Below are 23,986 nucleotides of genomic sequence, written 5' to 3'. Positions count from 1 at the left end.
TGCACCTCATTTCTTAATCATCAAAGTCTGATCTATGTTTTGTTGAAATTCCTTTCGCTGCTTTTTTTACATGTTGTGGTCTTGCTTGTACATCTCTTGTATCAATCATTGTTAAAGGAAAACGAATCCAAGAATCTTTAACAGATTGTTGTCTTGTTGGATAAAACAAAGCGTATGGCTTGCGTAAAGAAGTAAGCCTGAATAGATGAGTAAATAAGAAGATAAATCCAAGAGAAATCCCGAACAATCCGCCTATTTCTGCAAACATAAGAAAAGGAAAGCGTAGTAATCGAACAGCGTTACCCATTTTATAAATAGGTGTAATAAAGGAAGCAAGTGCTGATAAGGCAACGATAATTAATAAAATATTGCTCGTTAAACCAGCTTGTACAGATGCTTGCCCGATTACGATACCGCCTACAATACCGAGCGTTTGACCAACTTTCATTGGTAACCTTGCGCCGGCTTCTCTTAATAAATCAATTGCAAGTTCTAAAAAGAGCGCTTCAATTAAAGGTGGGAATGGTACTTGTGCCCTTGATAAAATCAAAGTTTCAAGTAAATCACTTGGAATAAGTTCATAATGATAATTTAAAACTGCAACGTATAATGGTGTAGCGCAAATTGAAAATAGAACGGCAATTAATCTTAAAATCCTTGAAAATGTAGCGTACATCCAGGAGACGTTATAGTCTTCTGGTGAAATGAAAAAATCGAAATAGGATACAGGTGTTAGTAAAACACTTGGAGAACCATCAACGAAAATAGCGATTTTTCCATCAATTAGTGCTTTTGTAACTCTATCAGTGCGTTCTGTATTAATATAGAGAGGGAAGATCGATTTTTCACCCATCAATTCTTGTATATAAGCACTATCATTAATTTGATCATACTCAAGAGCGCGTAATGATTCTTCTAGAAAATCTACATTATCTTTTTCAGCAAGGTTGTCTAAATACATCATGACAACTTTTGTTTTGGAAAACTCGCCGATAATCATTTCTTTTGTTTGTAAATCCAAAACAGGAAGACGTTTTCGAACTAAATTAATGTTTGTATCAATATCCTCTACAAAACCTTCTTGCGGACCAATAACAGTTGATTCGTTTAAAGGAGGGGTTGGTGCACGATAATTATCAATTGCAATGTTTGCAAGCATACATTTTTGATCTTGCTGATTCAATTGAATAATCGCATGCCCCTTTAAAACCATATCCTCAATTTTTTGTAAGTCGTTCGTAATTGTAATGCCGCTCATCGGGATATGTTCCTTCAGCTCTTCTAGTGATGCGTTAGGTCGTTCTAAAAGAGTGGGCATTAAATACTTTTGTAATTTTTCTCCATCAAGTGAAGGTCGATAGTAAGAAATCCAATAAGGCATCGTTTCATCGTCGGATGTATGATAATTTACAAAATCACTAGACTTTTTCAGCTTCTCTATTAAATTTTGTAAAGAATGAATACGATCTTTTTCTGGTTTTGTAAAGTCATAAATACTATTACCTTTAGAGTTTTGCTGCTGTTGTCCTTGAGAAGATTTGTCTTGTTTAGCACTTTGTTGTTGATCCTGCTCGGAGTCGTTTTGCTTAGAATGTTGCTGTTGCCCTTGCTCCGAGTTGTCTTGCTTAGAGTGTTGTTGATTTTGCTCTGAGTTGTCTTGCTTAGAATGTTGCTGTTGTTCTTGAGAAGGTTCGTCTTGTTTAGCACTTTGTTGCTTACCTTGAGAGGAATCCTCTTGTTTAGCACTTTGTTGCTTATCTTGAGAGGAATCCTCTTGTTTAGTACTTTGTTGCTTACCTTGAGAGGAATCCTCTTGCTTAGCACTTTGTTGTTTCTCTTGAGACGAGTCCTCTTGTTTAGAGCTTTGTTGCTTATCCTGAGAGGAATCTTGTTTCTCGTTATTTTTATCTTTATTATGTTTCATACTTCTAGTCTGTTCTTTGTTATCATCCTCTTGATTGTTAGAATGCTGCTCCCAGTTATCTGTTTCGTTTGCTTCTGGTGTATTTGATTTTTTTTTCTTACGTAACCAATTCCAAATCATATGTACGCCCTCTTTAATCTTGTAATATAGTGCTATTTTGTGGCTAATTTTGTATATTATTCATTTATTTATGAAAAGAAGAAGGAGATTAGTTTGCATAGAAAAAAATCTTTAGTAAGCAGTTCATACTATAACGGGGAGAGGGAGAGTCTGTGCAAATTGTAAAAAAGGAGAAGTTTGTGTTAAAAGAGTTTACGTTTGAAAATGGCAGGGAAATTCCTGTTCAAATGGGATACGAGACATATGGTACGTTGAATAGAGAAAGGTCAAATGTGATTTTGGTTTGTCATTATTTTAGTGCAACAAGTCATGCGGCAGGAAAATATACAGTGCATGATGAGGAGTCTGGTTGGTGGGATGGGCTCATTGGACCTGGGAAAGCAATTGATACAAATAAGTATTTTGTTATATGTACGGATAATCTTTGTAATGTGCAGGCGATGAATCCATATGTGATTACAACAGGACCGAAATCGATTAATCCAGAAACTGGAGAAGAATATGCTATGGATTTTCCGGTTTTTACATTTCTTGATGTAGCTCGTATGCAATATGAGTTAATAAAAGGTATGGGAATTTCAAGGTTACACGCTGTAATCGGACCGTCGGCGGGGGGAATGATTGCACAACAATGGGCGGTTCACTATCCACATATGGTAGAGCGGATGATTGGCGTTATTACGAACCCACAAAATCCAATTATAACGTCTGTAAACGTAGCACAAAATGCGATTGAGGCAATTCAACTGGATCCAAGTTGGAAAGATGGAAAATACGGGGAAGAACAGCCGATAAAAGGGCTTCATTTAGCAAATAGAATGATGTTTATGAACGCGTTTGATGAGCATTTTTATGAAATGGCATTTCCTCGTAATAGTATAGAGATAGAACCTTATAAAAAGTTTTCTACATTAACATCATTTGAAAAAGAGATAAATAAAGCGACATATAGAAGTATAGAGTTAGTAGATGCAAATTCATGGATGTATACTGCGAAGGCAGTTTTATTGCATGATATTGCACATGGGTTTTCTTCACTAGAAGAATCTCTTTCTAACATAGAAGCGAATGTACTTATGATTCCGTGTAAACAAGATTTGCTTCAGCCGTCTCGTTATAATTATAAAATGGTAGATATTTTGCAAAAACAAGGAAAATATGCGGAAGTGTATGAGATAGAAAGTATAAATGGGCATATGGCAGGAGCATTTGATATTCATTTATTTGAAAAGAAAGTTTATGAATTTTTGAATCGGAAAGTATCTAGTTTTGTGTAGAAGACAAATGATGGGGAAAAGGTGCAATGTTTGTAATAGGCACCTTTTTTTACATAATTTGTAGACGGAAAATATATGTAGCGATTGCTATACCGAAAAACGCTATGCTAAGCAATAGAAATAAGAATGACATTTCTTGTGGGGAGTTTATTTTTCTATTATTTTTCATACTAAGAGCAATAATTGCAGCGAGTAAGAACACAATGCCCATAATGAAAAGAAAAAGCGTCATTTTAATCGACTCCTTTCATAAAACAAGTATATTGAGGATACAATGTGCTAGTTATGTTTGTAAAGAATAAATTTTTAGAGAAAATTGAGAAATAGTTTTTCGATTCTTTGCGTTCTTTCTTTTGCGTGCTAAAATTGGTAGAGAATGTTTGTGAAAAAGAAACTAAAGGTTTTATTGTATATAAGGAGGAACTACATATGACAGAAGTTAATACAATTACTACAGAAGAGGTACAAGAGCGTTTAGAAAATGGAGAAACGTTATTTTTAGTAGATGTAAGAGAAGATGAAGAAGTAGCGGCAGGAAAGATTCCAGAAGCTGTACATATTAAAATGGGCGATATCCCACATAAAGTAGATTTCTTTAATAAAGAGAATGAATATATCTTTATTTGTCGTTCAGGAATGCGCAGTGAAAATGTATGTCATTATTTAAATGAGCAAGGATTTAAAACAGTGAATATGGTTGGCGGTATGCTTCAATATGAAGGTGAAACGAAATAGTTAATAGTTAAAAACTTGAAACGAGTCTGTTTCAAGTTTTTTTCTTTTGCATACAGTATAAAAAAGGAGGAGGGGTCAATGGGGATTAATTTGCGGAAAGTGAAAATTATTAATAATACAGGCGCTGTTAATGTCGGTGACTGTTATGATATCTCGCCTTTAGCTGTGGCAAAAGTATATGCAGGTGCTGGAGGATCGAGTGCGGCTATTTTTTTAAATGGAAAAAGGCAGCCAGAAGCGGTGATTAGAACATCGGTATTTCTTCCGCCTTTGGCAACAAGTACACGTACGTTAGGTTCATAAAGGAAAGGTAGAGTGTAATTATGCCTGCGCATATAAAAGAATTTGTTATTGTTAATAATACTGGAAATATATTTACCGGTGATAATTTGAGTGATACTTCATTTACTGCTTCGAAATCATATAGTGGTTCGATGGGATGTACTTGGATTGATGTTGTTACAGTAATAGGGACGGAGACAAAGCTTTGTTTACAGCCGGGTGATTCGGTGACGACAACATATACAAGAGGCACTCCTGCTGGTACTGTAACAGGAATAAATATGGGGCAAAGTGTAAATGCATCGGGTATAGCACAAGCTGTCCCTAATACAGATAATATGGATTCAGTTGCTGGACTCCCTTAAGGAATTAAGGGAGTTTTTATTATTTAAAATAAAAATAGTCTTGGAAATTATTTTTGTAAATAGATTAAGAAGAGGTTTATTTATTATGAAAAAGACGGTTTGTAGGTGGTGAAAGTGTGAAGAAACGTGATAATAATGGGGGGCAAAATTCGTTAAGCTCTAATTTTAGAATTCCCCCCGAACTTATTGGGCCTACTTTCCCTCCTGTTCCAACTGGATTTACAGGTATAGGGATTACTGGCCCAACAGGTCCACGGGGTCCAACTGGTCCTCAAGGACCGAGAGGGTTACAAGGTCCGATGGGGGAGATGGGCCCGACAGGACCTCAAGGTGTGCAAGGGATACAAGGGTCAGTTGGGCCAATAGGTGCAACTGGACCAGAAGGACAGCAGGGGCCACAAGGATTGAGAGGACCACAAGGAGAAACTGGAGCGACAGGACCTCAAGGGGTGCAAGGGTTACAAGGTCCGATTGGTCCAACGGGAGCGACTGGGGCACAAGGTATACAAGGGATACAGGGATTACAGGGGCCAATTGGAGCGACGGGACCTGAGGGACCTCAAGGAATTCAAGGCGTCCAAGGGTTACCGGGTGCAACTGGTCCACAAGGAATACAAGGAGCACAAGGGATACAAGGAACACAAGGACCGAGTGGAAATACAGGTGCAACCGGAGCGACTGGTCAGGGGATAACAGGTCCGACGGGAGTAACCGGTCCAACAGGGATCACTGGCCCGTCAGGAGGACCTCCTGGTCCGACGGGGCCGACTGGTGCGACAGGTCCGGGTGGTGGACCAAGTGGAAGTACAGGTGCGACTGGAGCAACGGGGAATACTGGGGCTACAGGAAGTACAGGGGTAACAGGAGCAACGGGAAGTACAGGTCCGACTGGAAGCACGGGAGCACAGGGCTTGCAAGGAATCCAAGGGATTCAAGGGCCAATTGGGCCAACAGGTCCAGAAGGTCCGCAGGGTATTCAAGGTATTCCTGGTCCGACGGGAGTAACTGGTGAACAAGGAATACAAGGAGTTCAAGGTATTCAAGGGGCAACGGGAGCAACAGGGAATCAAGGTCCACAAGGAATACAGGGGGCTATAGGGCCTCAAGGGGCCACAGGAGCAACAGGAGATCAAGGTCCACAAGGAATCCAAGGAGTACCAGGGCCATCAGGAGCAACAGGCCCACAGGGAGTTCAAGGGATACAAGGTCCGATGGGTGATATAGGACCAACAGGTCCAGAAGGCCCAGAGGGACTTCAGGGCCCGCAAGGAATCCAAGGTGTGCCAGGGCCAGTTGGAGCAACGGGTCCAGAGGGTCCTCAGGGGATACAAGGTATTCAAGGACCGGTAGGAACAACAGGCCCACAAGGTCCACAAGGAATACAGGGAACACAAGGTGTGCAAGGGATAACGGGAGCAACTGGAGTACAAGGAGCAACTGGAATTCAAGGGATACAAGGGGAAATAGGAGCAACGGGTCCAGAGGGTCCCCAAGGAGTGCAAGGTGCTCAAGGGGAGATTGGTCCAACAGGTCCGATGGGTCCCCAAGGTGTGCAAGGAGTACAAGGAATTCAAGGAGCGACGGGCGCACAAGGAGTGCAAGGTCCACAGGGAATTCAAGGAATCCAAGGTCCGACGGGGGCAACAGGAGATACAGGAGCAACAGGTGCGACAGGGGAAGGCACTACAGGCCCAACAGGAGTAACCGGTCCAACAGGGGTAACAGGCCCATCTGGAGGACCAGCAGGACCGACCGGCCCAACGGGGCCATCAGGTCCGGCGGGAGTAACTGGTCCATCTGGTGGACCACCTGGCCCGACAGGAGCAACAGGTGCGACAGGAGTAACAGGAGATACTGGGGCGACAGGCTCAACTGGAGTGACAGGAGCGACAGGAGAAACGGGAGCAACCGGAGTGACGGGTTTGCAAGGTCCGCAAGGAATCCAAGGTGTGCAGGGAGAGATAGGTCCGACGGGTCCCCAAGGTGTTCAAGGTCCCCAAGGAATTCAAGGAATAACGGGGGCCACTGGAGATCAAGGTCCGCAAGGGATTCAAGGCCCACAAGGCGACATAGGTCCAACCGGCCCACAAGGAATTCAAGGCCCACAAGGTTCTCAAGGAATCCAAGGAGCGACAGGGGGAACAGGAGCACAAGGTCCACAGGGAATCCAAGGTCCGCAAGGTGACATAGGTCCGACTGGGCCACAAGGTCCAACTGGAATCCAAGGGATACAAGGAGAGATAGGTCCAACAGGTCCAGAAGGCCCAGAGGGACTTCAGGGCCCCCAAGGAATCCAAGGTGTGCCAGGGCCAGTTGGAGCAACGGGTCCAGAGGGTCCTCAGGGGATACAAGGCATTCAAGGACCGGTAGGAGCAACAGGCCCACAAGGTCCACAAGGAATACAGGGAATACAAGGTGTGCAAGGGATAACGGGAGCAACTGGAGCACAAGGAGCAACTGGAATTCAAGGGATACAAGGGGAAATAGGAGCAACGGGTCCAGAGGGCCCCCAAGGAGTGCAAGGTATACAAGGGGCGATTGGTCCAACAGGTCCGATGGGCGCACAAGGAGTGCAAGGAATACAAGGGATTCAAGGAGCAACAGGTGCACAAGGAGTGCAAGGCCCACAAGGGATTCAAGGGATACAAGGTCCGACGGGAGCAACAGGAGATACGGGGGCAACCGGAGCGACGGGAGAAGGAACTACCGGTCCAACAGGAGTAACCGGTCCAACAGGGGTGACTGGCCCGTCAGGAGGACCAGCAGGACCGACCGGCCCAACGGGGCCATCAGGTCCGGCAGGAGTGACAGGTCCATCAGGTGGACCACCTGGCCCGACAGGAGCAACAGGTACGACAGGAGTAACAGGAGATACCGGGGCGACAGGCTCAACTGGAGTGACAGGAGCGACAGGAGCAACGGGAGCAACCGGAGTGACGGGTTTACAGGGTCCGCAAGGAATCCAAGGTGTTCAAGGAGAGATAGGTCCAACCGGTCCCCAAGGAATTCAAGGTCCGCAAGGAATCCAAGGAGTAACGGGGGCAACTGGAGCACAAGGTCCCCAAGGAATTCAAGGCCCACAAGGCGACATAGGTCCAACCGGCCCACAAGGAATTCAAGGTCCACAAGGTCCTCAAGGAATCCAAGGAGCGACGGGGGCAACCGGGGCACAAGGCCCACAGGGAATCCAAGGTCCGCAAGGTGACATAGGCCCGACCGGCCCACAAGGCCCCCAAGGAATTCAAGGCCCGCAAGGAATTCAAGGTCCAACGGGAGCTACAGGAGCAACCGGAGCGACAGGTCTCCAAGGAATTCAAGGCCCACAAGGAATCCAAGGCCCGCAAGGAATTCAAGGTCCAACGGGAGCTACAGGAGCTACAGGAGCAACCGGAGCGACAGGTCCCCAAGGAATTCAAGGTCCACAAGGAATCCAAGGCCCACAAGGAATTCAAGGTCCAACGGGAGCTACAGGAGCAACCGGAGCGACAGGTCCACAAGGAATTCAAGGCCCACAAGGAATTCAAGGTCCAACGGGGGCTACAGGAGCAACCGGTTCACAAGGTCCAACTGGAGATACAGGTCCAACCGGAGCTGGAGCCACTGGAGCGACCGGGGCGACTGGAGTTAGTACAACTGCAACGTATGCGTTTGCGAATAATACATCAGGAACCGCTATTTCCGTTTTATTAGGTGGTACGAACGTACCATTACCGAACAATCAAAATATTGGCCCAGGAATAACCGTTAGTGGGGGAAATACTGTATTTACAGTTGCGAATGCAGGAAACTATTATATAGCCTATACAATTAATTTAACGGCAGGTTTACTTGTAAGTTCTCGTATAACTGTAAATGGCAGTCCGCTTGCGGGAACGATAAATGCCCCGACAGTCGCTACTGGTTCATTTAGTGCAACAATAATCACTAACTTGCCTGCTGGAGCTGCTGTTAGCTTACAGTTATTTGGAGTAGTTGCAGTAGCTACATTATCTACGGCAACGCCAGGGGCTACTCTAACTATTATTAGATTAAGTTAATAAGCAGAAAACCTTGAAACTTTTATGTTTCAAGGTTTTTTATCCTTGTATTTGTAAGTAAACCTCGTTAACCAGGGGGAGTGGATACCCTCTAATTATTTAAAGTTTCACTTTATTCACTTGAGCAAAAACATCGCAGTTCGAAAATATATTATAATAGAATGAAAAGAAAGAAATTTGGCAGAAAGGGAGGGTGGCGATGCAGGAGATGGTTAAAGATTTTTTTGGACGCCCACTTCAAGATTTACGTATATCTGTCATTGATCGTTGCAATTTTAGATGTACATATTGTATGCCAGCGGAAATATTTGGGCCAGAATATGCTTTTTTGAAAGACGAGTTTTTACTAACTTTTGATGAAATTGAGCGTTTGGCAAAATTATTTGTTAGCATCGGTGTACGGAAAATTAGACTTACTGGCGGTGAGCCACTGCTTCGTAAAGATTTAACAAAACTTATTGCACGTCTTGTGAAAATTGATGGGCTAATAGATATAGGGTTAACGACAAATGCTATTCATTTAACGAAACAAGCGAAGGCATTAAAAGAAGCTGGATTACATAGAGTGAATGTTAGTTTAGATGCGATAGATGATGACATATTTAAGAATATTAATGGTCGAAATATTAATACGAAACCGGTAATTAAGGGAATTATAGCAGCTAAAGAGGCGGGCTTGGAAGTAAAGGTAAATATGGTTGTGAAAAAAGGGATGAACGATCATCAAGTACTACCGATGGCTGCGTATTTTAAAGAGCAAGGAATCACGCTTAGGTTTATTGAGTTTATGGATGTTGGTAGTACAAATGGGTGGAATTTTGATCAAGTCGTTACAAAACGAGAATTGATTGAGATGATTCATAAGGTGTATCCGCTTGAGCCAGCTGAAGCCCATTACTTTGGTGAAGTTGCAAAGCGATATCGGTACGTTGGAACAAATGTTGAAGTTGGTTTTATTACATCTGTTTCTGAGTCATTTTGTGCCTCTTGTACGAGGGCGAGAATTTCGGCAGATGGAAAGTTTTATACGTGCTTATTTGCGACAGAGGGTTTGAATGTAAGAGAACTTCTTAGAGGAAATCTTTCGGATGAGGAGTTATTAAGTGTTATACAAGATGTATGGATGAATAGAAAAGATAGGTATTCGGATGAACGGACAGAAGAAAGTGCAAAAAATCGTCCGAAAATCGAAATGTCTTATATAGGAGGATAAGAAAGGGGGCTATCGCATGCAGGAGCGATATTCAAGACAAATATTATTTTCTGGTGTTGGAGAAGAAGGACAGAGAAAAATAAGAGAGAAGCATGTGCTTATTATTGGTGCTGGTGCTCTCGGTGCGGCAAATGCAGAAGCGATTGTTAGAGCAGGGGTTGGAAAAGTAACGATTGCTGATCGGGATTATGTAGAATGGAGTAATTTACAAAGACAACAACTATATACGGAAGAAGATGCAAAGCAGTATAAACCGAAGGCGATAGCGGCTGCAGAACATTTACAATCGATTAATTCTGAGGTGGAAATAAATCCGGTTGTGACGGATGTAACGGTGCAAGAAATGGAAGAGTTAGTGCGTGATGTAGATTTAATATTAGATGCGACAGATAATTTTGAAACGCGTCTTCTCATTAATGATATTTCACAAAAGTATAATATTCCATGGATATATGGTGGTTGCGTCGGGAGTTACGGAGTAACGTATACAATTTTACCAGGGAAAACACCGTGTTTTCGCTGTTTAATGGAGCATCCGGCGAGCGGAGCAACATGTGACACAGCTGGTATTATACAACCGGCAGTACAATTAGTAGTTGCGCATCAAATTACGGAAGCGCTGAAAATATTAGTAGAAGACTTTGGGGCGCTTCGTGAAACGATGTTATCGTTTGATCTTTGGAATAATCAACAGATGGCATTTAAAGTGAATAGGCAGAAAAAAGATACTTGTTTATCTTGCGGAAGGTTACGTACATATCCGAGTTTAACATTTGAAGCACAAACAAAAACAGAAGTGTTATGTGGGCGAAATACAGTACAAATTCGCCCGGGTGTGCGGAAGAATTTTAATTTAGAAGAAATTAAAAAGCGCTTACAAAGAAGCGTAGAGATAAAGGCGACACCTTATTTATTATCATTTCCGGTAGAAGAATATCGTTTTGTTTTATTTACAGATGGCAGGGCGTTTATTCATGGGACGAATGATATGAATGTAGCGAAAAGTTTATATGCAAGATATATAGGTTGAACCTAAAGGAAATCCTTTAGGTTCAACGGGGAGAGGATTATGAATTTCTCGTATAATCTCCACTTTTCCCACCTGTTTTTTCAAGTAAGTACGTTTCGCCGATAATCATACCTTTATCGATAGCTTTACACATATCATACACAGTAAGAGCGGTAGCGGAAGCAGCTGTTAAAGCTTCCATTTCAACACCGGTGCTACCTTCTGTTTTAACTTTTACTTCAATGAGTAAACGATATTGTTCTTCTGATTGTTTCCAATCGAAAGAAACGTCAACACCTTTTAATAATAAAGGATGGCACATTGGGATAATATCAGAAGTTCGTTTCGCAGCCATAATGCCTGCGATTTGCGCAACTGCTAATACGTCACCTTTCCCAATTTCATTGTGAGAGATTTTATCGTAAATTTCTTTCGTAACGACAATGCTAGAGCACGCAATTGCTGTTCGAACGGTTGTTTTTTTGTCGCTTATATCAACCATTTTTGCGCGTCCTTGGTCATTAAAATGTGTAAATGAAGACATGGAATTCCTCCTTGAAGTAATTTCTATTGAATACATAAAGTTTAATCGAGATAAAAAAAATTGCAAATATGAGGTGAGAAACGATGGTAGAAAAACGAATTCCAATTCAAGTTGCTGAGGCAGTAGAACGGGTAATGAAATATGCGAAGCATGGTGAAGTAGAAGAAATTTCTATTACGGAAAGTTACGGGAGAATTCTCGGGGAAGATGTTGTCTCAGATCATGACGTTCCTCATTTTGATCGTTCCCCTTACGATGGTTTCGCCATTCGAGCAGAAGATACGAAAGGAGCAACCCAAGAGAATCCAATTGAATTTGAAGTAATAGGAGAAATCGGGGCGGGGTCTGTTTTTTTAGAAGAAGTAGGAGCTTTTAAAGCGATTCGTATTATGACAGGAGCAGCTATTCCAGAAGAATGTAATGCAGTCGTAATGCTCGAGCTGACAGAAGGGTTTGAGAAGAACGGGAAAACATATATGAAGTTAAAACGCCCTTTTAATAACGGTGACAATGTGTCGTTTAAAGGAGAAGACATAAAACAAAATCAAGTTCTCGTTAAGAAAGGTGTTGCAATTAATCCAGGTGTTGCGGCCTTATTAGCAACGTTTGGATATAGCACTGTGAAAGTTGTAAAACAGCCTGTTGTCGGTATTGTAACAACAGGAAGTGAATTACTAGAAGTACATGAGCCGTTACAGCCGGGGAAAATTAGAAATAGTAACTCGTATATGATCGCAGCTCAAATTATGAAAGCTGGCGGGAAAGTTCGTTATTATGGTCAACTCGCCGATGAGCTAGATGCATGTTTTACAGCTGTTCAATTAGCGATGGATGAGGTCGATATTTTAATTACAACAGGCGGTGTATCAGTAGGAGATTATGACTATTTACCAGCTATTTATGAAAGGTTACAGGCGAATGTACTCTTTAATAAAATAGCGATGAGACCGGGAAGTGTAACGACAGTAGCTGAAGTTGATGGGAAGTTACTCTTCGGTTTATCAGGAAATCCGTCTGCTTGTTATGTAGGCTTTGAATTATTTGTGCATCCAATTATAAAAACATATTTGTATGCGAAGGAACCTCACGTATATAGAGCGGATGCTATTTTACAAAAAGATTTTCCAAAGCCAAATCCATTTACTCGTTTCGTAAGAGCGAACGTAACAATTGTGGACGGAGCGTTACAAGCGATGCCGGTTGGTTTAGATAAATCGAGTGCGGTATCTTCACTTGCAGATGCGAATGCTTTTATCGTGTTACCTGGAGGAACGAGAGGATTTGAGACCGGAATGAAAGTATCCGTATTATTGTTAGAGCACTCTGAGGGATGTGATTGGCCATGGGCAAAGCCCCTTCAATCTTACAAATAGTAGGATATCAAAATAGCGGAAAAACGACACTTGTAGAGAAAATTGTGCATGTGTTAGCTGAAAGTGAAATGAAAGTTGCTACAATTAAACATCACGGGCACGGAGGTTTTCCAGAAGTAGCGCAAAAAGATAGCGAAAGGCACCGTAAAGCTGGTGCTGTCGTAAGTAGTGTAGAAGGTGCTGGATTGCTTTCACTTTCTTCACTAAGAAAGAAATGGTCCTTGCAAGAAATTATTCGCTTATATGAGTTTTTTGAAGTGGATACAATTTTAATAGAGGGCTATAAAAAAGAGAACTACCCGAAAGTAGTGTTACTTCGTTCTGCGGAAGACGTTGAACTTTTACATGAAGTAGAAAATATAGTGGCGATTATTACGTGGTATGATGTCCCGGCAAATATACGAGAAGAATATAAAGTATTTCATATAACAGAAGAAGAGTTGTACATAGACTGGTTTTTACAAATGGTTAGGAGTGCGAAATGACAAATACATATTATGAAGTAATTGATACAGAAATCTCGATTGAAGAGGTAACGAAGAAAGTGATTCGACGTGAATGCGGTGCTGTTACAACATTTATTGGAACGGTTAGAGAGTTTACGAAAGGGCGTCGTACATTATACTTAGAGTATGTTGCTTATAAGACGATGGCAGAAAAGATGCTAGAGAAAATTGGTCTGGAAGTGAAAGAGAAATGGCCGGGTACATATGTTGCGATTACACATCGCATCGGTACGTTGCAAATTTCTGATATAGCGGTTGTTGTTGCTGTTTCAACACCACACCGTAAAGCGGCTTATGAAGCAAATGAATATATTATGGAACGCATAAAACAAATTGTTCCGATTTGGAAAAAGGAGTTTTGGGAAGATGGTGACTCATGGATTGGTGATCAATTAGAAAAAACACCATATCCGGCGGGAGAGCCTGGGAAGGAGCTATAAGTATGATTAGAGTATTGTTATTTGCGCACTTGCAAGAAGAAGCAGGGACAAGTGAATTACAAATAGAGAAAGAAAATATTACGGTTGCAGAGTTAAAAGATGTTGTTGCGAAAGAATATAATGTACCAGTTTCAGAGCCAATTATGGTTGCGATTAATGAAGAATACGCAAATGAAGATGACAGGGTCCAAGATGGTGATGTGGTTGCACTTATACCACCAGTGAGTGGTGGTTAATATTGGATTCATTAAAACGACTTTCCTAAGTAGGGGAAGTCGTTTTTTTATGGCGTTTTTGAGAACACTAACTTATAGGATAAGGAGGACGTTATGAAAAAAATATGTGTAATTATTACAGCGATATGTTCTATCTTTTTCTCTTCTCCAAGCGATTCTTTCGCGAAAGAATCAAGAGAACAGCTTTTAGAGAGTGCGTTATTGAATAGGTACTATTCGGTTATTAGACAAGTGACAGAAGATCAATATGAATGTGATGCAGTTATAAATATAAAGCGTCTCGGCAGGAAAGATGAATTTGTTCCTAGATTTGAAGTGACGCTACAATTTCTTACATTTCAAGGGGCGCATAATCCGCCAAATGACAAAGTTACACTTACTTTGGAGGATTATTTAGATCATATAAAGGTAAAAAATGTGGAGCGAGAAAAAAATGTTTCTAATGATATTGTAGAAAAGATTTGTGCTCGCAAAAAAGAAAAAATGAAAGCTCATTCTAATGATTGAGAGCGGTAACTTATTCCGCTATTTGCGGGATGATTAAAGTTTAAATTTATGACATTTTACAGAGAAAGGTAATGGGCGATGGATATATTTTTAGCAATTTTACCAGCTATATTTTGGGGGAGTATTGTGTTATTTAACGTAAAACTGGGCGGGGGACCGTATAGTCAAACGCTTGGAACAACGTTTGGAGCACTTATTTTCTCAATTGTTGTTTATATTTTTATGAAGCCAGTATTAACACCTACCGTGATTGGGGTTGGAGTTGTGTCAGGCTTATTTTGGGCGCTTGGTCAGGCGAATCAATTGAAAAGTATTGATTTAATGGGCGTTTCGAGGACGATGCCAATTTCAACAGGACTTCAATTAGTTGCGACGACTTTATTTGGCGTTATCGTATTTCATGAATGGTCCACGACAATATCGGTCGTCCTTGGGATTTTAGCGCTCGTTTGTATTATTGTCGGTGTTATTTTAACGTCACTTCAAAGTGAAGAAGAAAAGAATGCAGAGCAAGCAGCAAATTTTAAAAGAGGTATCATAATTTTATTAATTTCAACAGTCGGTTATTTAGTTTACGTAGTAGTGATTAGACTATTTAACGTAGATGGTTGGTCAGCTTTATTACCACAAGCAGTTGGTATGGTATTAGGAGGGATTTTGCTTACCTTTAAACATCATCCATTTAATAAATATGCAATCCGAAATATTATTCCAGGATTAATTTGGGCAGCTGGAAATATGTTTTTATTCATTTCGCAGCCGCGTGTTGGAGTCGCAACAAGTTTCTCACTATCGCAAATGGGGATTATTATTTCCACGCTTGGTGGGATCCTTATATTAGGTGAAAAGAAAACGAAACGCCAATTAACGGGTATCGTTGTCGGTATCGTTTTTATTATTGCAGCCGGAATTATGTTAGGTATAGCAAAAAGTTAAAGGAGGTATTGAAATGTATAGTGATTTAGAAGGAAAAGTGGTCGTTATTACAGGATCAGCAACAGGTCTTGGTAGGGCGATGGGAGTAAGGTTTGCTAAGGAAAAAGCGAAAGTGGTTATTAATTATCGCTCACGAGAATCAGAAGCAAATGATGTGTTAGAAGAAATTAAAAAGGTAGGCGGAGAAGCGATTGCTGTAAAAGGTGATGTAACCGTCGAATCAGATGTTGTGAATCTCATTCAATCTGCTGTGAAAGAATTTGGTACGCTTGACGTTATGATTAATAATGCAGGGATAGAAAATGCAGTACCATCGCATGAAATGCCACTTGAAGATTGGAATAAGGTAATTAATACAAATTTAACAGGTGCTTTCTTAGGAAGTAGAGAAGCGATTAAATATTTTGTAGAACATGACATTAAAGGGTCTGTCATTAATATGTCTAGTGTTCATGAGAAAATTCCGTGGCCACTATTTGTGCACTATGCAGCGAGTAAGGGTGGCATTAAACTGATGACAGAAACGTTAGCGCTAGAATATGCGCCAAAAGGTATTCGAGTAAATAATATAGGACCAGGTGCAATTAATACGCCGATCAATGCAGAAAAATTTGCTGATCCTAAAAAACGTGCTGATGTAGAAAGTATGATACCGATGGGCTACATTGGAAACCCTGAAGAAATTGCAGCAGTAGCAACTTGGCTCGCTTCTTCAGAGGCGAGTTATGTAACGGGCATTACGCTATTTGCAGATGGTGGAATGACGTTATATCCATCGTTTCAAGCTGGGCGTGGGTAATATAAAAGGACGAAGAGATAAAACTCTTCGTCCTTTTTTTACAAAAAAAATAGCGGCCAGCTATTTTAAATTTAGTGATTAATTGTATCTTGAAGAAATTCTGTTGCTTGATGTTCAGTAACATTTTGTACGAGCGCGACTTCGCTAATCATCATTTTTCGTGCATTATCTAGCATTTGTTTTTCGCTCGCATTTAATGCTCTCTCTTTATTGCGGCGAAGTAAATCCCGAACAACTTCTGCGCTATCTTGCAGATTGCCGTTTTTCATTTTTTCCATATTCATTGTATATCTTTGTTTCCATGAGAGTGATGGGTCTGACTCCCCGTTTTGAAATTCAAGAAGTATATCATCTAACGTACCTCGATCAACGATATAACGAATACCTGATTTTTTTAATTGTTCCATCGGAAGCATTACTTGCATATCTTTACTAATGATGCGTATCACACAATATTGACGTGAAGTACCTAATATTTCTTTCTCTTCAATTGCTTCAATGATTCCTGCACCGTGCATTGGATAAACGATTTTATCACCAATTTGAAACAAATCATCCACCTCCATATGTGGTAACCACTTTTAATGATAGCATACGTATGTAAAAATGTCAAATTTTATATAATAACATAATATTTATATTCGAGTCAATAAGATAAAGTGCTTTTTTATGTTTTTTTTGGGACCTTATTTATAGTGATTTTTTTAGAAAAATAGTACAGGTGAAGAAAGAAGGCATATCCACTTATTTTTAAGCATAAAATGTAAAAGCGCTAATACAATATACCTAAATCCGTTCTTTGCAAAGGAGGGAGAGAAGGTGGGGCGCACAATAAAAATTGATATTACAAATAAAGTTGTAGCTAAATTTAGACAAAATTATTTGGAATTATATACGAGTAAATTTATGATAGGTAAGTTTTATGTCTATACTGAAGATAAAGAATATGTGTTAGAAGACGGATATATATATGAGAATGGAAAGTTTTATCGCATCATAGATACGCACCGTGGCAATAATCAAGCGGCGGAGGGCTGCGATCTAGGACGGTGTTAACATGATTCGTGTGAAAGTATTTGATGAAAGTCACGAAAAAGACTTAGAAGACGCTGTAAATGTTTTTTTGAAAAAGATTGATGATAGCAACTTTGTAGATATTAAGTATCAAGTTGGTGTTTCCATTAACGACGATGAAAACCAAATTTATTGTTTTTCAGCAATGATCGTTTATAAAGCATAAAAAAGAGCTGGCTCACCCAGCTCTTTTTTATGTTTTATGTTGGGACAACATGTGTCGGTAATACGTTCATAATAGATTGGGGTGTGCCTAATTTCTTTGTCGTTAAAAGAGGCTCCCCTGTTTCATGATTTTGGGCATCTTTACACATACCAAGGTGATAACGATCACCTAAAAATGGATCAATATAAAAACCGTTTTTAAATACTTTATCATTCGGATGTTTTTCATGGTGAATATCAGAGCAGTTAATGCAATAGAACATAGCGTTCAACCCCTTTTTATTTTGTTTGAAAAAAGTGAGTCGGTAGTCATTTCGCTCCTAAGGAAATGTTGAGGAGAAGAGAAATAACTACCTACTCAAATGGTGGGCATATTCCTTCTGATTTGTCATATCTCGCGTATTGTCCCTGAGGGAAGGAGGAGAGACGAAGTACGCATGATATAAGTAAGGCGTTTCTTTCAATATGAATGATGGAGTTTCATGTTGAGAGAAGTTTTTATTTTGTATTGCCTTTGTGAGTATATTATGAGGAAATGCTAAGAGGGTGTTTGTCCTGTTGAAAAAATGTTGAGAATTTCTCAACAGTAAAAGAATTAGCGTTGACATGAAACTAAAAGGTGTTATATTATCGAAGTGAAACCAAAAGGTGTTATGTTATAACGCCGAGTAAAGGAGAATGAAAATGGAACAACAAAATACATTAAATGATATTAAACAAACAATCATTTTTAACGCGTCTCTTCAAAAGGTATGGAGTGTAGTATCAACTGCAGAAGGGATTGCGTCATGGTTTATGCCAAATGATTTTGTATTAGAGGTAGGGCATGAATTTCATGTGCAATCGCCATTTGGGCCATCACCATGTAAAGTGTTAGAAATTGATGAGCCAAACCATTTATCTTTCTCATGGGATACAGATGGCTGGGTTGTTTCATTTAATTTGAAAGACTTAGGAGATAACAAAACAGAATTTACGTTAATTCACGGCGGCTGGAAACATCCTGATGAAATTCTTCCGAAAGCGAATGCGAAGAGCTCTATTATTCGCGATAGAATGAGCGGTGGTTGGGTAGCGATTGTAAATGAAAAACTGAAAAAGGTTGTCGAAGGCTAAGTGTCCTCGTCAGCAGCGAAATATGATGTATTTCAAGCAATTGCTGATCCAACCCGCCGAGAAGTAATACGGTTATTAAGTGACAAAGAGTTACCGATTTCCAAAATAACGGATTATTTTCCGATGAGTCGTACTGCGGTTGTAAAGCACCTTCATATTCTTTCGGAAGCGAATTTAGTAAGTGGAAGAAAAAGTGGAAGAGAGAAGATATATCGTTTGCATCCAGAACCATTAGAAGAATTACAACAGTGGCTCTCGTATTATGAACGTTTTTGGGATAATAAATTATCCATGCTGAAACATATTGTGGAGAATGAAGAATAAAAAAAGGATGACCAAAATGGTCATCCTTTTTATTGTTGCTCACTTGTTTGTGTAGCTGGCTTTAATAAAAGCCAAGCAATAATTAATGTAAATACTGCTAATACGAAAGTGCTCATATAAATGACATGTACGCTTGATGCTAATGCGGATTGTGATTCGGTTACTACGTTTGCTGTAGTACCGCCATGTCCACCAGATACAAGATCAAGATTTTTAATACCACGTGCGTGAATCATCGTATTAAAGATTGTACCGAATATTGCAGCACCTAACGTTTGACTAAATGTATTAATAAATGTATTTAAACCAACAGCTGTCCCGCGTGTATGAGCTGGCACGGCTGCTTGAATTGTTACCATGTAAATCGGTGTCACAAGCCCCATTCCTAAGCCGAATAATCCGACTGCTACATAAATAAGGAACGATGGTGAATTTGTTGATAGTGTAAATAATAAGAACGTAGCAACTGATAAGATGCTAGCTCCAAGTAAAATAATTTGTTTCGTTTTTAACTTACCAACTAAGTTACCCGAGAACATAGCCCCAAATGTCCACATAACAGGAATTGGCATTAAAATGAGTCCAGCTTCTGTTGCATTTTTTCCTAAAACACCCTGGCTCCAAATTGGAAGATACACAGTAATACTAATAATCATTGCGCCAGCAATAAGAGTTAATATATTTATCGTAGATAATGTACGGTTAGAGAAAAGTGCTAGCGGAATTAATGGTTCCGGAGATTTTTTCTCGATGAATAAGAAAATAATAAATGAAACGACGGCGAAGATTAATAGGCCGATAATTGTTATGTCTCCCCAGTTTTGCTTACTGCTACCTGTTAATAATGCATATAGTAGAGCGATTGTACTTAATGAGAAGACTGTCGCACCAAGATAGTCGATATGGTGTTTAGCGGGCTTAATAGATTCTTTGTAGTAAATTACAATCATTAAGCAAGCGATAATTCCGAATGGAACGTTTAAGAAGAAGATATAACGCCAAGAAAGGGAATCAACTAAAAATCCACCTACTAACGGTCCGATAACACCGGATACACCCCAAACGGCACTCATCCAACCTTGTGCTTTCGCGCGGTCTTTCGCTTCGCTATATAAGTCTCCAATAATCGTCATTGTGATTGGCATAACAGCACCAGCACCGATACCTTGAAGCGCGCGGAAGAAAATTAATTGTTCCATCGATGTAACGACTCCGCAAAGTGCAGAACCGACTAAAAAGATTGTAGCCCCGATCAGTAAAACCTTTTTACGACCAAATAAATCAGCGAGCTTTCCGTATATTGGAGTCGAAACAGCTGTTGCAAGCATATAAATTGCATATACCCAACTAACAAGTTCGACGCCTGACAAATCACTCGTTATACGAGGGATTGCTGTACTAACAATCGTTCCTTCTACCGCAGAAAGAAACGTCATTAACATTAAAGACATCATGACTTTTTTTCTCATTTGTTTTCCCCTTACCCTTTTTTAAATATTCAACAATATAAAATATAAAGGTACTAAGGTATATAAAGCAACAAAAAAGCAATGGAAAGTTACATGGAGCAGATGTTTGTCGCTTCTTGTCGGTAAGTCGATATATTTGAGAAATCGCCGATATAAGTTGTAGAATCGCTGATAAATTTGGAAAATCGCCGATATAATTACAGAATCGCTGATATATCTGTGGAATTGCCGATAATGATTTCATGGCAATATTAAAAAAGAAACAGGAATCCCTGTTTCTTTTTTTAATATTGCATTTTCGCGTTTTCTCCAGCTGTCGTTCCAGCAATTCTACCAGTAACAAGGGCTGATGTAATATTATAGCCACCAGTATAACCGTGGATATCAAGAACTTCTCCGCAGAAATATAAGCCGTTCGTGAATTTAGAAGACATTTCTTTCGGATTAATTTCTTTCACGGATACACCTCCGCCAGTAACGAATGCTTTTTCAATTGACTGCGTACCATTTACATTCACAGTAAACTCTTTAAAGTCTTTCACAAGTGCACGAATCTTTTCGTGAGAAACTTGTCCAGCTTGTTCACTACCGTCAATTTCATTTTTTTCTAATAAGAATAGGAAGTAACGTTCAGGGACATAACCTTTTAAAACGTTTTTAATTCCTTTTTTCGGATCTTCTTTCATTTGTTTCAGCATGCGCTGAAATAATTGCTCACTATTTTCCTCTGGCAATGCATCAATACTCATTTGTATTGTGTTCGTTTTAAACTTTTTCAGTGCTTTCACGACGAATTGACTACAACGAAGAGCAGCAGGACCAGATAGGCCAAAATGAGTGAAGAGCATGTCCATTTTGTGAGAAATGATAGCTTTTCCTTTCGGGTTTAATACGCTTAAGTTTATATCACGTAAAGCAAGACCTTGTAATGAGCGATCACGTATAAACGGCTCGTTTGACAGGATAGGTACTTCTGTTGGGAATAATTCTGTAATTGTATGACCTGCTTTTTCAGCCCAAGCGTATCCGTCTCCAGTGGAACCAGTTTGAGGAACAGATTTTCCGCCAACAGCGATAACGACGTGATTTGTTTCTAACACTTCGCCTGTTTGCAGTACAACTGCTTTCGTTTGACCATTTTCATATTCAATCGTTTCAACAGGCGTATTTGTACGGATTTTTACACCTAAGTTTTTTAATCGTGTTAAAAGTGCGTCTACAACAGATTGCGCTTTGTTTGACACAGGGAACATGCGACCGTGGTCTTCTTCTTTCAATTTAACACCGAGATTTTCGAAGAATGTAATAATATCTTCATTATTAAAAATAGAAAAAGCGCTGTATAAGAAGCGACCGTTTCCTGGTATATGTTTAACAATTTCATCAAGTGGTAGACGGTTTGTTACGTTGCAGCGTCCGCCACCAGAAATCGCAAGTTTACGCCCAAGTTTATTTCCTTTATCAAGAAGTAAGACATTTGCGCCTTCTTCTGCAGCACCAATTGCAGCCATTAGCCCAGAAGGACCGCCGCCGATGACAATAACATCATAATGCATAATATATCGACCTCATTTTCTACATTTCCTGCCTAAAAGAATAGCATGTTTTCCCTTAAAAGAAAAATAGAGTGAAGTACTGCTTAATGAGAGAATTGTGGTACAATACAAAAGTTAGAGTTCAGCACTATCCTGCTATTTGTAGGCGATAAGACTAAAACCTCAAGATTTAGGAGAAGTAAATAGGGAGTCTGTTAGCCTGTAAATGCTCGAATGGTTCAACTAATAAGGAGTAGGAGAGAAGTCTCCAACTAATTATAGTTTCACTTTATGTAGATGTAGGAGGATTTTTGTATGTCCGATTCGAAATTTCTGCGCGGAACGCTTATTGTTACGCTAGGGACATTTTTAGTAAAGTTCTTAGGCATGATTTACGTCTTTCCGTTTCATGCATTAGTAGGCACAGAAGGCGGAACGCTCTATACATATGGATACATTCCATATACGATCTTTTTAAGTATCGCAACGGCAGGTGTGCCGCTTGCTGTTTCAAAATTTGTTTCCAAATATAATGCGCTTGGCGATTATAAAACGAGCCGGAGAATGTTCCGCTCGGGAATGGTTATGATGATAGTAACAGGAGTTCTTTCGTTCCTAGTACTGTACATGACGGCGCCACTGTTTGCAGAAGCGATGCTTGGTAAACAAAGTATACACAATAATGTAGGAGAAGTTACGACGATCATTCGTCTTGTAAGTTTCGCACTTATTGTTGTACCAGCAGCGAGTTTAATTCGTGGTTATTTCCAAGGTCACCAGTCTATGGGACCAACTACCGTTTCACAAATTATTGAACAAATTATTCGTATCGTCTTTTTATTAGCTGGTAGTTTTATCGTTATTAAAGTACTTGGCGGTACAGTTGCAACAGCAGTTGGAGTAGCGACATTTGCTGCGTTCGTTTCAGCGGTTGGAGCACTCGGTGTGTTAATTTGGTACTGGTTAAAACGTAAAAAATATTTGGATCAATATTTAATTGAACAAACTGTACCAGAATCAACAGTAAGTACTGTTCAATTGTTTAAAGAGTTATTCGCATATGCGATTCCTTACGTTGTAATTGGGTTAACAATTCCTTTATATCAACAAATTGATACATTGACATTTAACTCAATTATGCAGGCGATTGGTCAAGGTGATATCGCAGAGCGAGCGCTTGGTATTTTCACAATGTGGACGCATAAGTTAATTATGATTCCTGTATCACTTGCAACAGCGTTTAGTTTAACGCTTGTACCAGCAATTACAAAATCATTTACTGAAAAACAATACCGCTATTTGAAATTACAAATTACACAAACATTCCAAGCAAATATGTTTTTAACATTGCCAGCAGTTATCGGTATTTCAACACTTGCATATCCAATTTACACTGCTTTCTATGACTCAGATCCATTAGGTGGACAAGTATTAATGTGGTATGCACCAGTTGCATTGTTATTTGCTTTATTTACAGTAACAGCGGCAATTCTTCAAGGGATTAATCAGCAAAAGCATGCGATTGTCGCGCTTATTATGGGTGTTATTTTGAAATTTGTATGTAACGTAATCTTTATTCGTTATTTCGGTACAGTAGGAGCAATTCTAGCGACCGCAGTTGGTTTCTTAGCTTCTGTTTGGTATACAAATCGACAAATTAAAAAATACGCACACTATTCATTCGGTGTTGTATATAAAAGAACATTCCAAATTGCAGTACTGACACTTATAATGGTCGTTGCTGTAAAACTATCACAATGGCTTCTATCCTTCATGATTTCGCCTGATGGCCGTATTGGTGCTCTTATAACAGTTGCGATTTGTGCAGGTATTGGCGGTCTTGTTTACGGATTGTTAGCAATTCGCACAGGAGTACTTGAAAGAGTATTTGGCGGAGAAGCATTAGATAAAATTCAACGTAAACTTGGTAGTAGATTTAAAATAAAGTTGAAATCAAGAGGGGCGTAATTACGTCCCCTTTTCTATGATAAATAAAGAAG

At 39.9% G+C, this 23,986-nt stretch carries 26 protein-coding genes; 19 read left to right on the top strand and 7 right to left on the bottom strand.

Going from position 1 to position 23,986, the window contains the following annotated elements; genetic code table 11:
- Positions 1–13: 13 nt before the first annotated feature.
- Positions 14–2,044 carry a spore germination protein gene (locus AC1Q51_RS10930; protein ID WP_098834843.1) on the bottom strand — a complete coding sequence of 677 codons (2,031 nt, stop codon included), beginning with the start codon at positions 2,042–2,044 and terminating at the stop codon, positions 14–16.
- Between the two features lie 152 nt (positions 2,045–2,196).
- Here AC1Q51_RS10930 and AC1Q51_RS10925 point away from each other — a divergent pair, with 152 nt between their 5' ends.
- The gene (locus tag AC1Q51_RS10925) at positions 2,197–3,321 is read left to right on the top strand and encodes a homoserine O-acetyltransferase family protein (RefSeq protein ID WP_492331495.1); all 1,125 of its coding nucleotides are present in this window, start codon (positions 2,197–2,199) and stop codon (positions 3,319–3,321) included.
- A 49-nt stretch (positions 3,322–3,370) separates the two neighbouring features.
- Here the strand turns inward: AC1Q51_RS10925 and AC1Q51_RS10920 are convergent, their stop codons facing one another.
- Positions 3,371–3,553: a hypothetical protein gene (locus AC1Q51_RS10920; RefSeq protein ID WP_000171889.1), complete on the bottom strand. Its 183-nt coding sequence runs from the start codon at positions 3,551–3,553 to the stop codon at positions 3,371–3,373.
- Between the two features lie 197 nt (positions 3,554–3,750).
- On the opposite strand from AC1Q51_RS10920, the gene AC1Q51_RS10915 reads away from it, so the two are divergent.
- The 6 genes from AC1Q51_RS10915 to AC1Q51_RS10890 all read left to right on the top strand — a co-directional run bounded on the left by AC1Q51_RS10915 (position 3,751) and on the right by AC1Q51_RS10890 (position 10,983).
- Positions 3,751–4,056 (top strand): rhodanese-like domain-containing protein, encoded by a 306-nt coding sequence (locus AC1Q51_RS10915; protein ID WP_000141254.1) that lies wholly within the window; start codon positions 3,751–3,753, stop codon positions 4,054–4,056.
- A gap of 78 nt (positions 4,057–4,134) precedes the next feature.
- Entirely contained in the window at positions 4,135–4,359 is a 225-nt protein-coding gene (locus tag AC1Q51_RS10910) for a spore germination protein (RefSeq protein WP_000512463.1), read from the top strand.
- Between the two features lie 20 nt (positions 4,360–4,379).
- Positions 4,380–4,703: a hypothetical protein gene (locus AC1Q51_RS10905; RefSeq protein WP_001110850.1), complete on the top strand. Its 324-nt coding sequence runs from the start codon at positions 4,380–4,382 to the stop codon at positions 4,701–4,703.
- Between the two features lie 116 nt (positions 4,704–4,819).
- A complete protein-coding gene (locus tag AC1Q51_RS10900; protein ID WP_492331494.1) occupies positions 4,820–8,740 on the top strand; it encodes a BclA-related collagen-like exosporium protein in 3,921 nt (1,306 codons plus the stop codon).
- Positions 8,741–8,939: 199 nt separating this feature from the next.
- Positions 8,940–9,953 carry a GTP 3',8-cyclase MoaA gene (gene moaA, locus AC1Q51_RS10895; RefSeq protein WP_075716900.1) on the top strand — a complete coding sequence of 338 codons (1,014 nt, stop codon included), beginning with the start codon at positions 8,940–8,942 and terminating at the stop codon, positions 9,951–9,953.
- Positions 9,954–9,969: 16 nt separating this feature from the next.
- Positions 9,970–10,983 carry a molybdopterin-synthase adenylyltransferase MoeB gene (locus AC1Q51_RS10890; protein ID WP_075716899.1) on the top strand — a complete coding sequence of 338 codons (1,014 nt, stop codon included), beginning with the start codon at positions 9,970–9,972 and terminating at the stop codon, positions 10,981–10,983.
- 37 nt (positions 10,984–11,020) lie between these two features.
- Here AC1Q51_RS10890 and moaC read toward each other — a convergent pair whose 3' ends face one another.
- Positions 11,021–11,506, bottom strand: a complete 486-nt coding sequence (moaC, locus tag AC1Q51_RS10885; protein WP_048558777.1) for a cyclic pyranopterin monophosphate synthase MoaC — start codon at positions 11,504–11,506, stop codon at positions 11,021–11,023.
- 83 nt (positions 11,507–11,589) lie between these two features.
- Between moaC and moeA the strand changes: the two genes are divergently transcribed.
- The 7 genes from moeA (at position 11,590) to AC1Q51_RS10850 (ending at position 16,303) form a co-directional block, all read left to right on the top strand.
- Positions 11,590–12,879 carry a molybdopterin molybdotransferase MoeA gene (moeA, locus tag AC1Q51_RS10880; protein ID WP_090976853.1) on the top strand — a complete coding sequence of 430 codons (1,290 nt, stop codon included), beginning with the start codon at positions 11,590–11,592 and terminating at the stop codon, positions 12,877–12,879.
- Positions 12,849–13,364, top strand: a complete 516-nt coding sequence (mobB, locus tag AC1Q51_RS10875) for a molybdopterin-guanine dinucleotide biosynthesis protein B (protein ID WP_090976855.1) — start codon at positions 12,849–12,851, stop codon at positions 13,362–13,364. The genes moeA and mobB overlap by 31 nt, the downstream gene beginning before the upstream one ends.
- On the top strand, positions 13,361–13,825 hold the full coding sequence (moaE, locus tag AC1Q51_RS10870) for a molybdopterin synthase catalytic subunit MoaE (protein WP_000185943.1): 465 nt from the start codon (positions 13,361–13,363) through the stop codon (positions 13,823–13,825). The genes mobB and moaE overlap by 4 nt, the downstream gene beginning before the upstream one ends.
- A 2-nt stretch (positions 13,826–13,827) precedes the next feature.
- Positions 13,828–14,061 (top strand): molybdopterin converting factor subunit 1, encoded by a 234-nt coding sequence (gene moaD / locus AC1Q51_RS10865; RefSeq protein ID WP_000621772.1) that lies wholly within the window; start codon positions 13,828–13,830, stop codon positions 14,059–14,061.
- A 93-nt stretch (positions 14,062–14,154) separates the two neighbouring features.
- Positions 14,155–14,568 carry a DUF3888 domain-containing protein gene (locus AC1Q51_RS10860; protein ID WP_090976857.1) on the top strand — a complete coding sequence of 138 codons (414 nt, stop codon included), beginning with the start codon at positions 14,155–14,157 and terminating at the stop codon, positions 14,566–14,568.
- 78 nt (positions 14,569–14,646) lie between these two features.
- Positions 14,647–15,504, top strand: a complete 858-nt coding sequence (gene glcU / locus AC1Q51_RS10855; RefSeq protein WP_000350865.1) for a glucose uptake protein GlcU — start codon at positions 14,647–14,649, stop codon at positions 15,502–15,504.
- A gap of 13 nt (positions 15,505–15,517) precedes the next feature.
- Complete coding sequence (locus AC1Q51_RS10850; RefSeq protein ID WP_053563527.1) at positions 15,518–16,303, top strand: glucose 1-dehydrogenase; 786 nt, start codon at positions 15,518–15,520, stop codon at positions 16,301–16,303.
- 71 nt (positions 16,304–16,374) lie between these two features.
- Here AC1Q51_RS10850 and AC1Q51_RS10845 read toward each other — a convergent pair whose 3' ends face one another.
- The gene (locus AC1Q51_RS10845; RefSeq protein ID WP_090976859.1) at positions 16,375–16,869 is read right to left on the bottom strand and encodes a CarD family transcriptional regulator; all 495 of its coding nucleotides are present in this window, start codon (positions 16,867–16,869) and stop codon (positions 16,375–16,377) included.
- Positions 16,870–17,122: 253 nt separating this feature from the next.
- On the opposite strand from AC1Q51_RS10845, the gene AC1Q51_RS10840 reads away from it, so the two are divergent.
- Both AC1Q51_RS10840 and AC1Q51_RS10835 read left to right on the top strand, forming a co-directional pair.
- On the top strand, positions 17,123–17,359 hold the full coding sequence (locus AC1Q51_RS10840; RefSeq protein WP_000533806.1) for a DUF2553 family protein: 237 nt from the start codon (positions 17,123–17,125) through the stop codon (positions 17,357–17,359).
- 1 nt (position 17,360) lies between these two features.
- Positions 17,361–17,543, top strand: coding sequence for a sporulation protein Cse60 (locus tag AC1Q51_RS10835; protein WP_000621751.1), 183 nt, complete (start codon positions 17,361–17,363; stop codon positions 17,541–17,543).
- Positions 17,544–17,577: 34 nt separating this feature from the next.
- Here AC1Q51_RS10835 and AC1Q51_RS10830 read toward each other — a convergent pair whose 3' ends face one another.
- The gene (locus AC1Q51_RS10830; RefSeq protein WP_000498988.1) at positions 17,578–17,805 is read right to left on the bottom strand and encodes a DUF3973 domain-containing protein; all 228 of its coding nucleotides are present in this window, start codon (positions 17,803–17,805) and stop codon (positions 17,578–17,580) included.
- 421 nt (positions 17,806–18,226) lie between these two features.
- Here AC1Q51_RS10830 and AC1Q51_RS10825 point away from each other — a divergent pair, with 421 nt between their 5' ends.
- Positions 18,227–18,658: an SRPBCC family protein gene (locus tag AC1Q51_RS10825; protein ID WP_016512229.1), complete on the top strand. Its 432-nt coding sequence runs from the start codon at positions 18,227–18,229 to the stop codon at positions 18,656–18,658.
- Positions 18,659–18,982, top strand: a complete 324-nt coding sequence (locus AC1Q51_RS10820) for an ArsR/SmtB family transcription factor (RefSeq protein ID WP_016512230.1) — start codon at positions 18,659–18,661, stop codon at positions 18,980–18,982. It abuts the gene before it with no gap.
- Between the two features lie 29 nt (positions 18,983–19,011).
- On the opposite strand, the gene AC1Q51_RS10815 is transcribed toward AC1Q51_RS10820, so the two are convergent.
- Both AC1Q51_RS10815 and AC1Q51_RS10810 read right to left on the bottom strand, forming a co-directional pair.
- Positions 19,012–20,451: an MDR family MFS transporter gene (locus AC1Q51_RS10815; protein WP_001228030.1), complete on the bottom strand. Its 1,440-nt coding sequence runs from the start codon at positions 20,449–20,451 to the stop codon at positions 19,012–19,014.
- Positions 20,452–20,735: 284 nt separating this feature from the next.
- Positions 20,736–22,007 (bottom strand): BaiN/RdsA family NAD(P)/FAD-dependent oxidoreductase, encoded by a 1,272-nt coding sequence (locus AC1Q51_RS10810; protein WP_025118400.1) that lies wholly within the window; start codon positions 22,005–22,007, stop codon positions 20,736–20,738.
- 294 nt (positions 22,008–22,301) lie between these two features.
- Here AC1Q51_RS10810 and AC1Q51_RS10805 point away from each other — a divergent pair, with 294 nt between their 5' ends.
- Entirely contained in the window at positions 22,302–23,954 is a 1,653-nt protein-coding gene (locus AC1Q51_RS10805) for a putative polysaccharide biosynthesis protein (protein WP_001284026.1), read from the top strand.
- The last annotated feature ends 32 nt before the right edge of the window (positions 23,955–23,986 follow it).

Source organism: Bacillus sp. MT94 (assembly GCF_058792475.1).
Note: the sequence above shows the minus strand (reverse complement) of the source record. Positions and strands in the feature narration are given on the sequence as shown.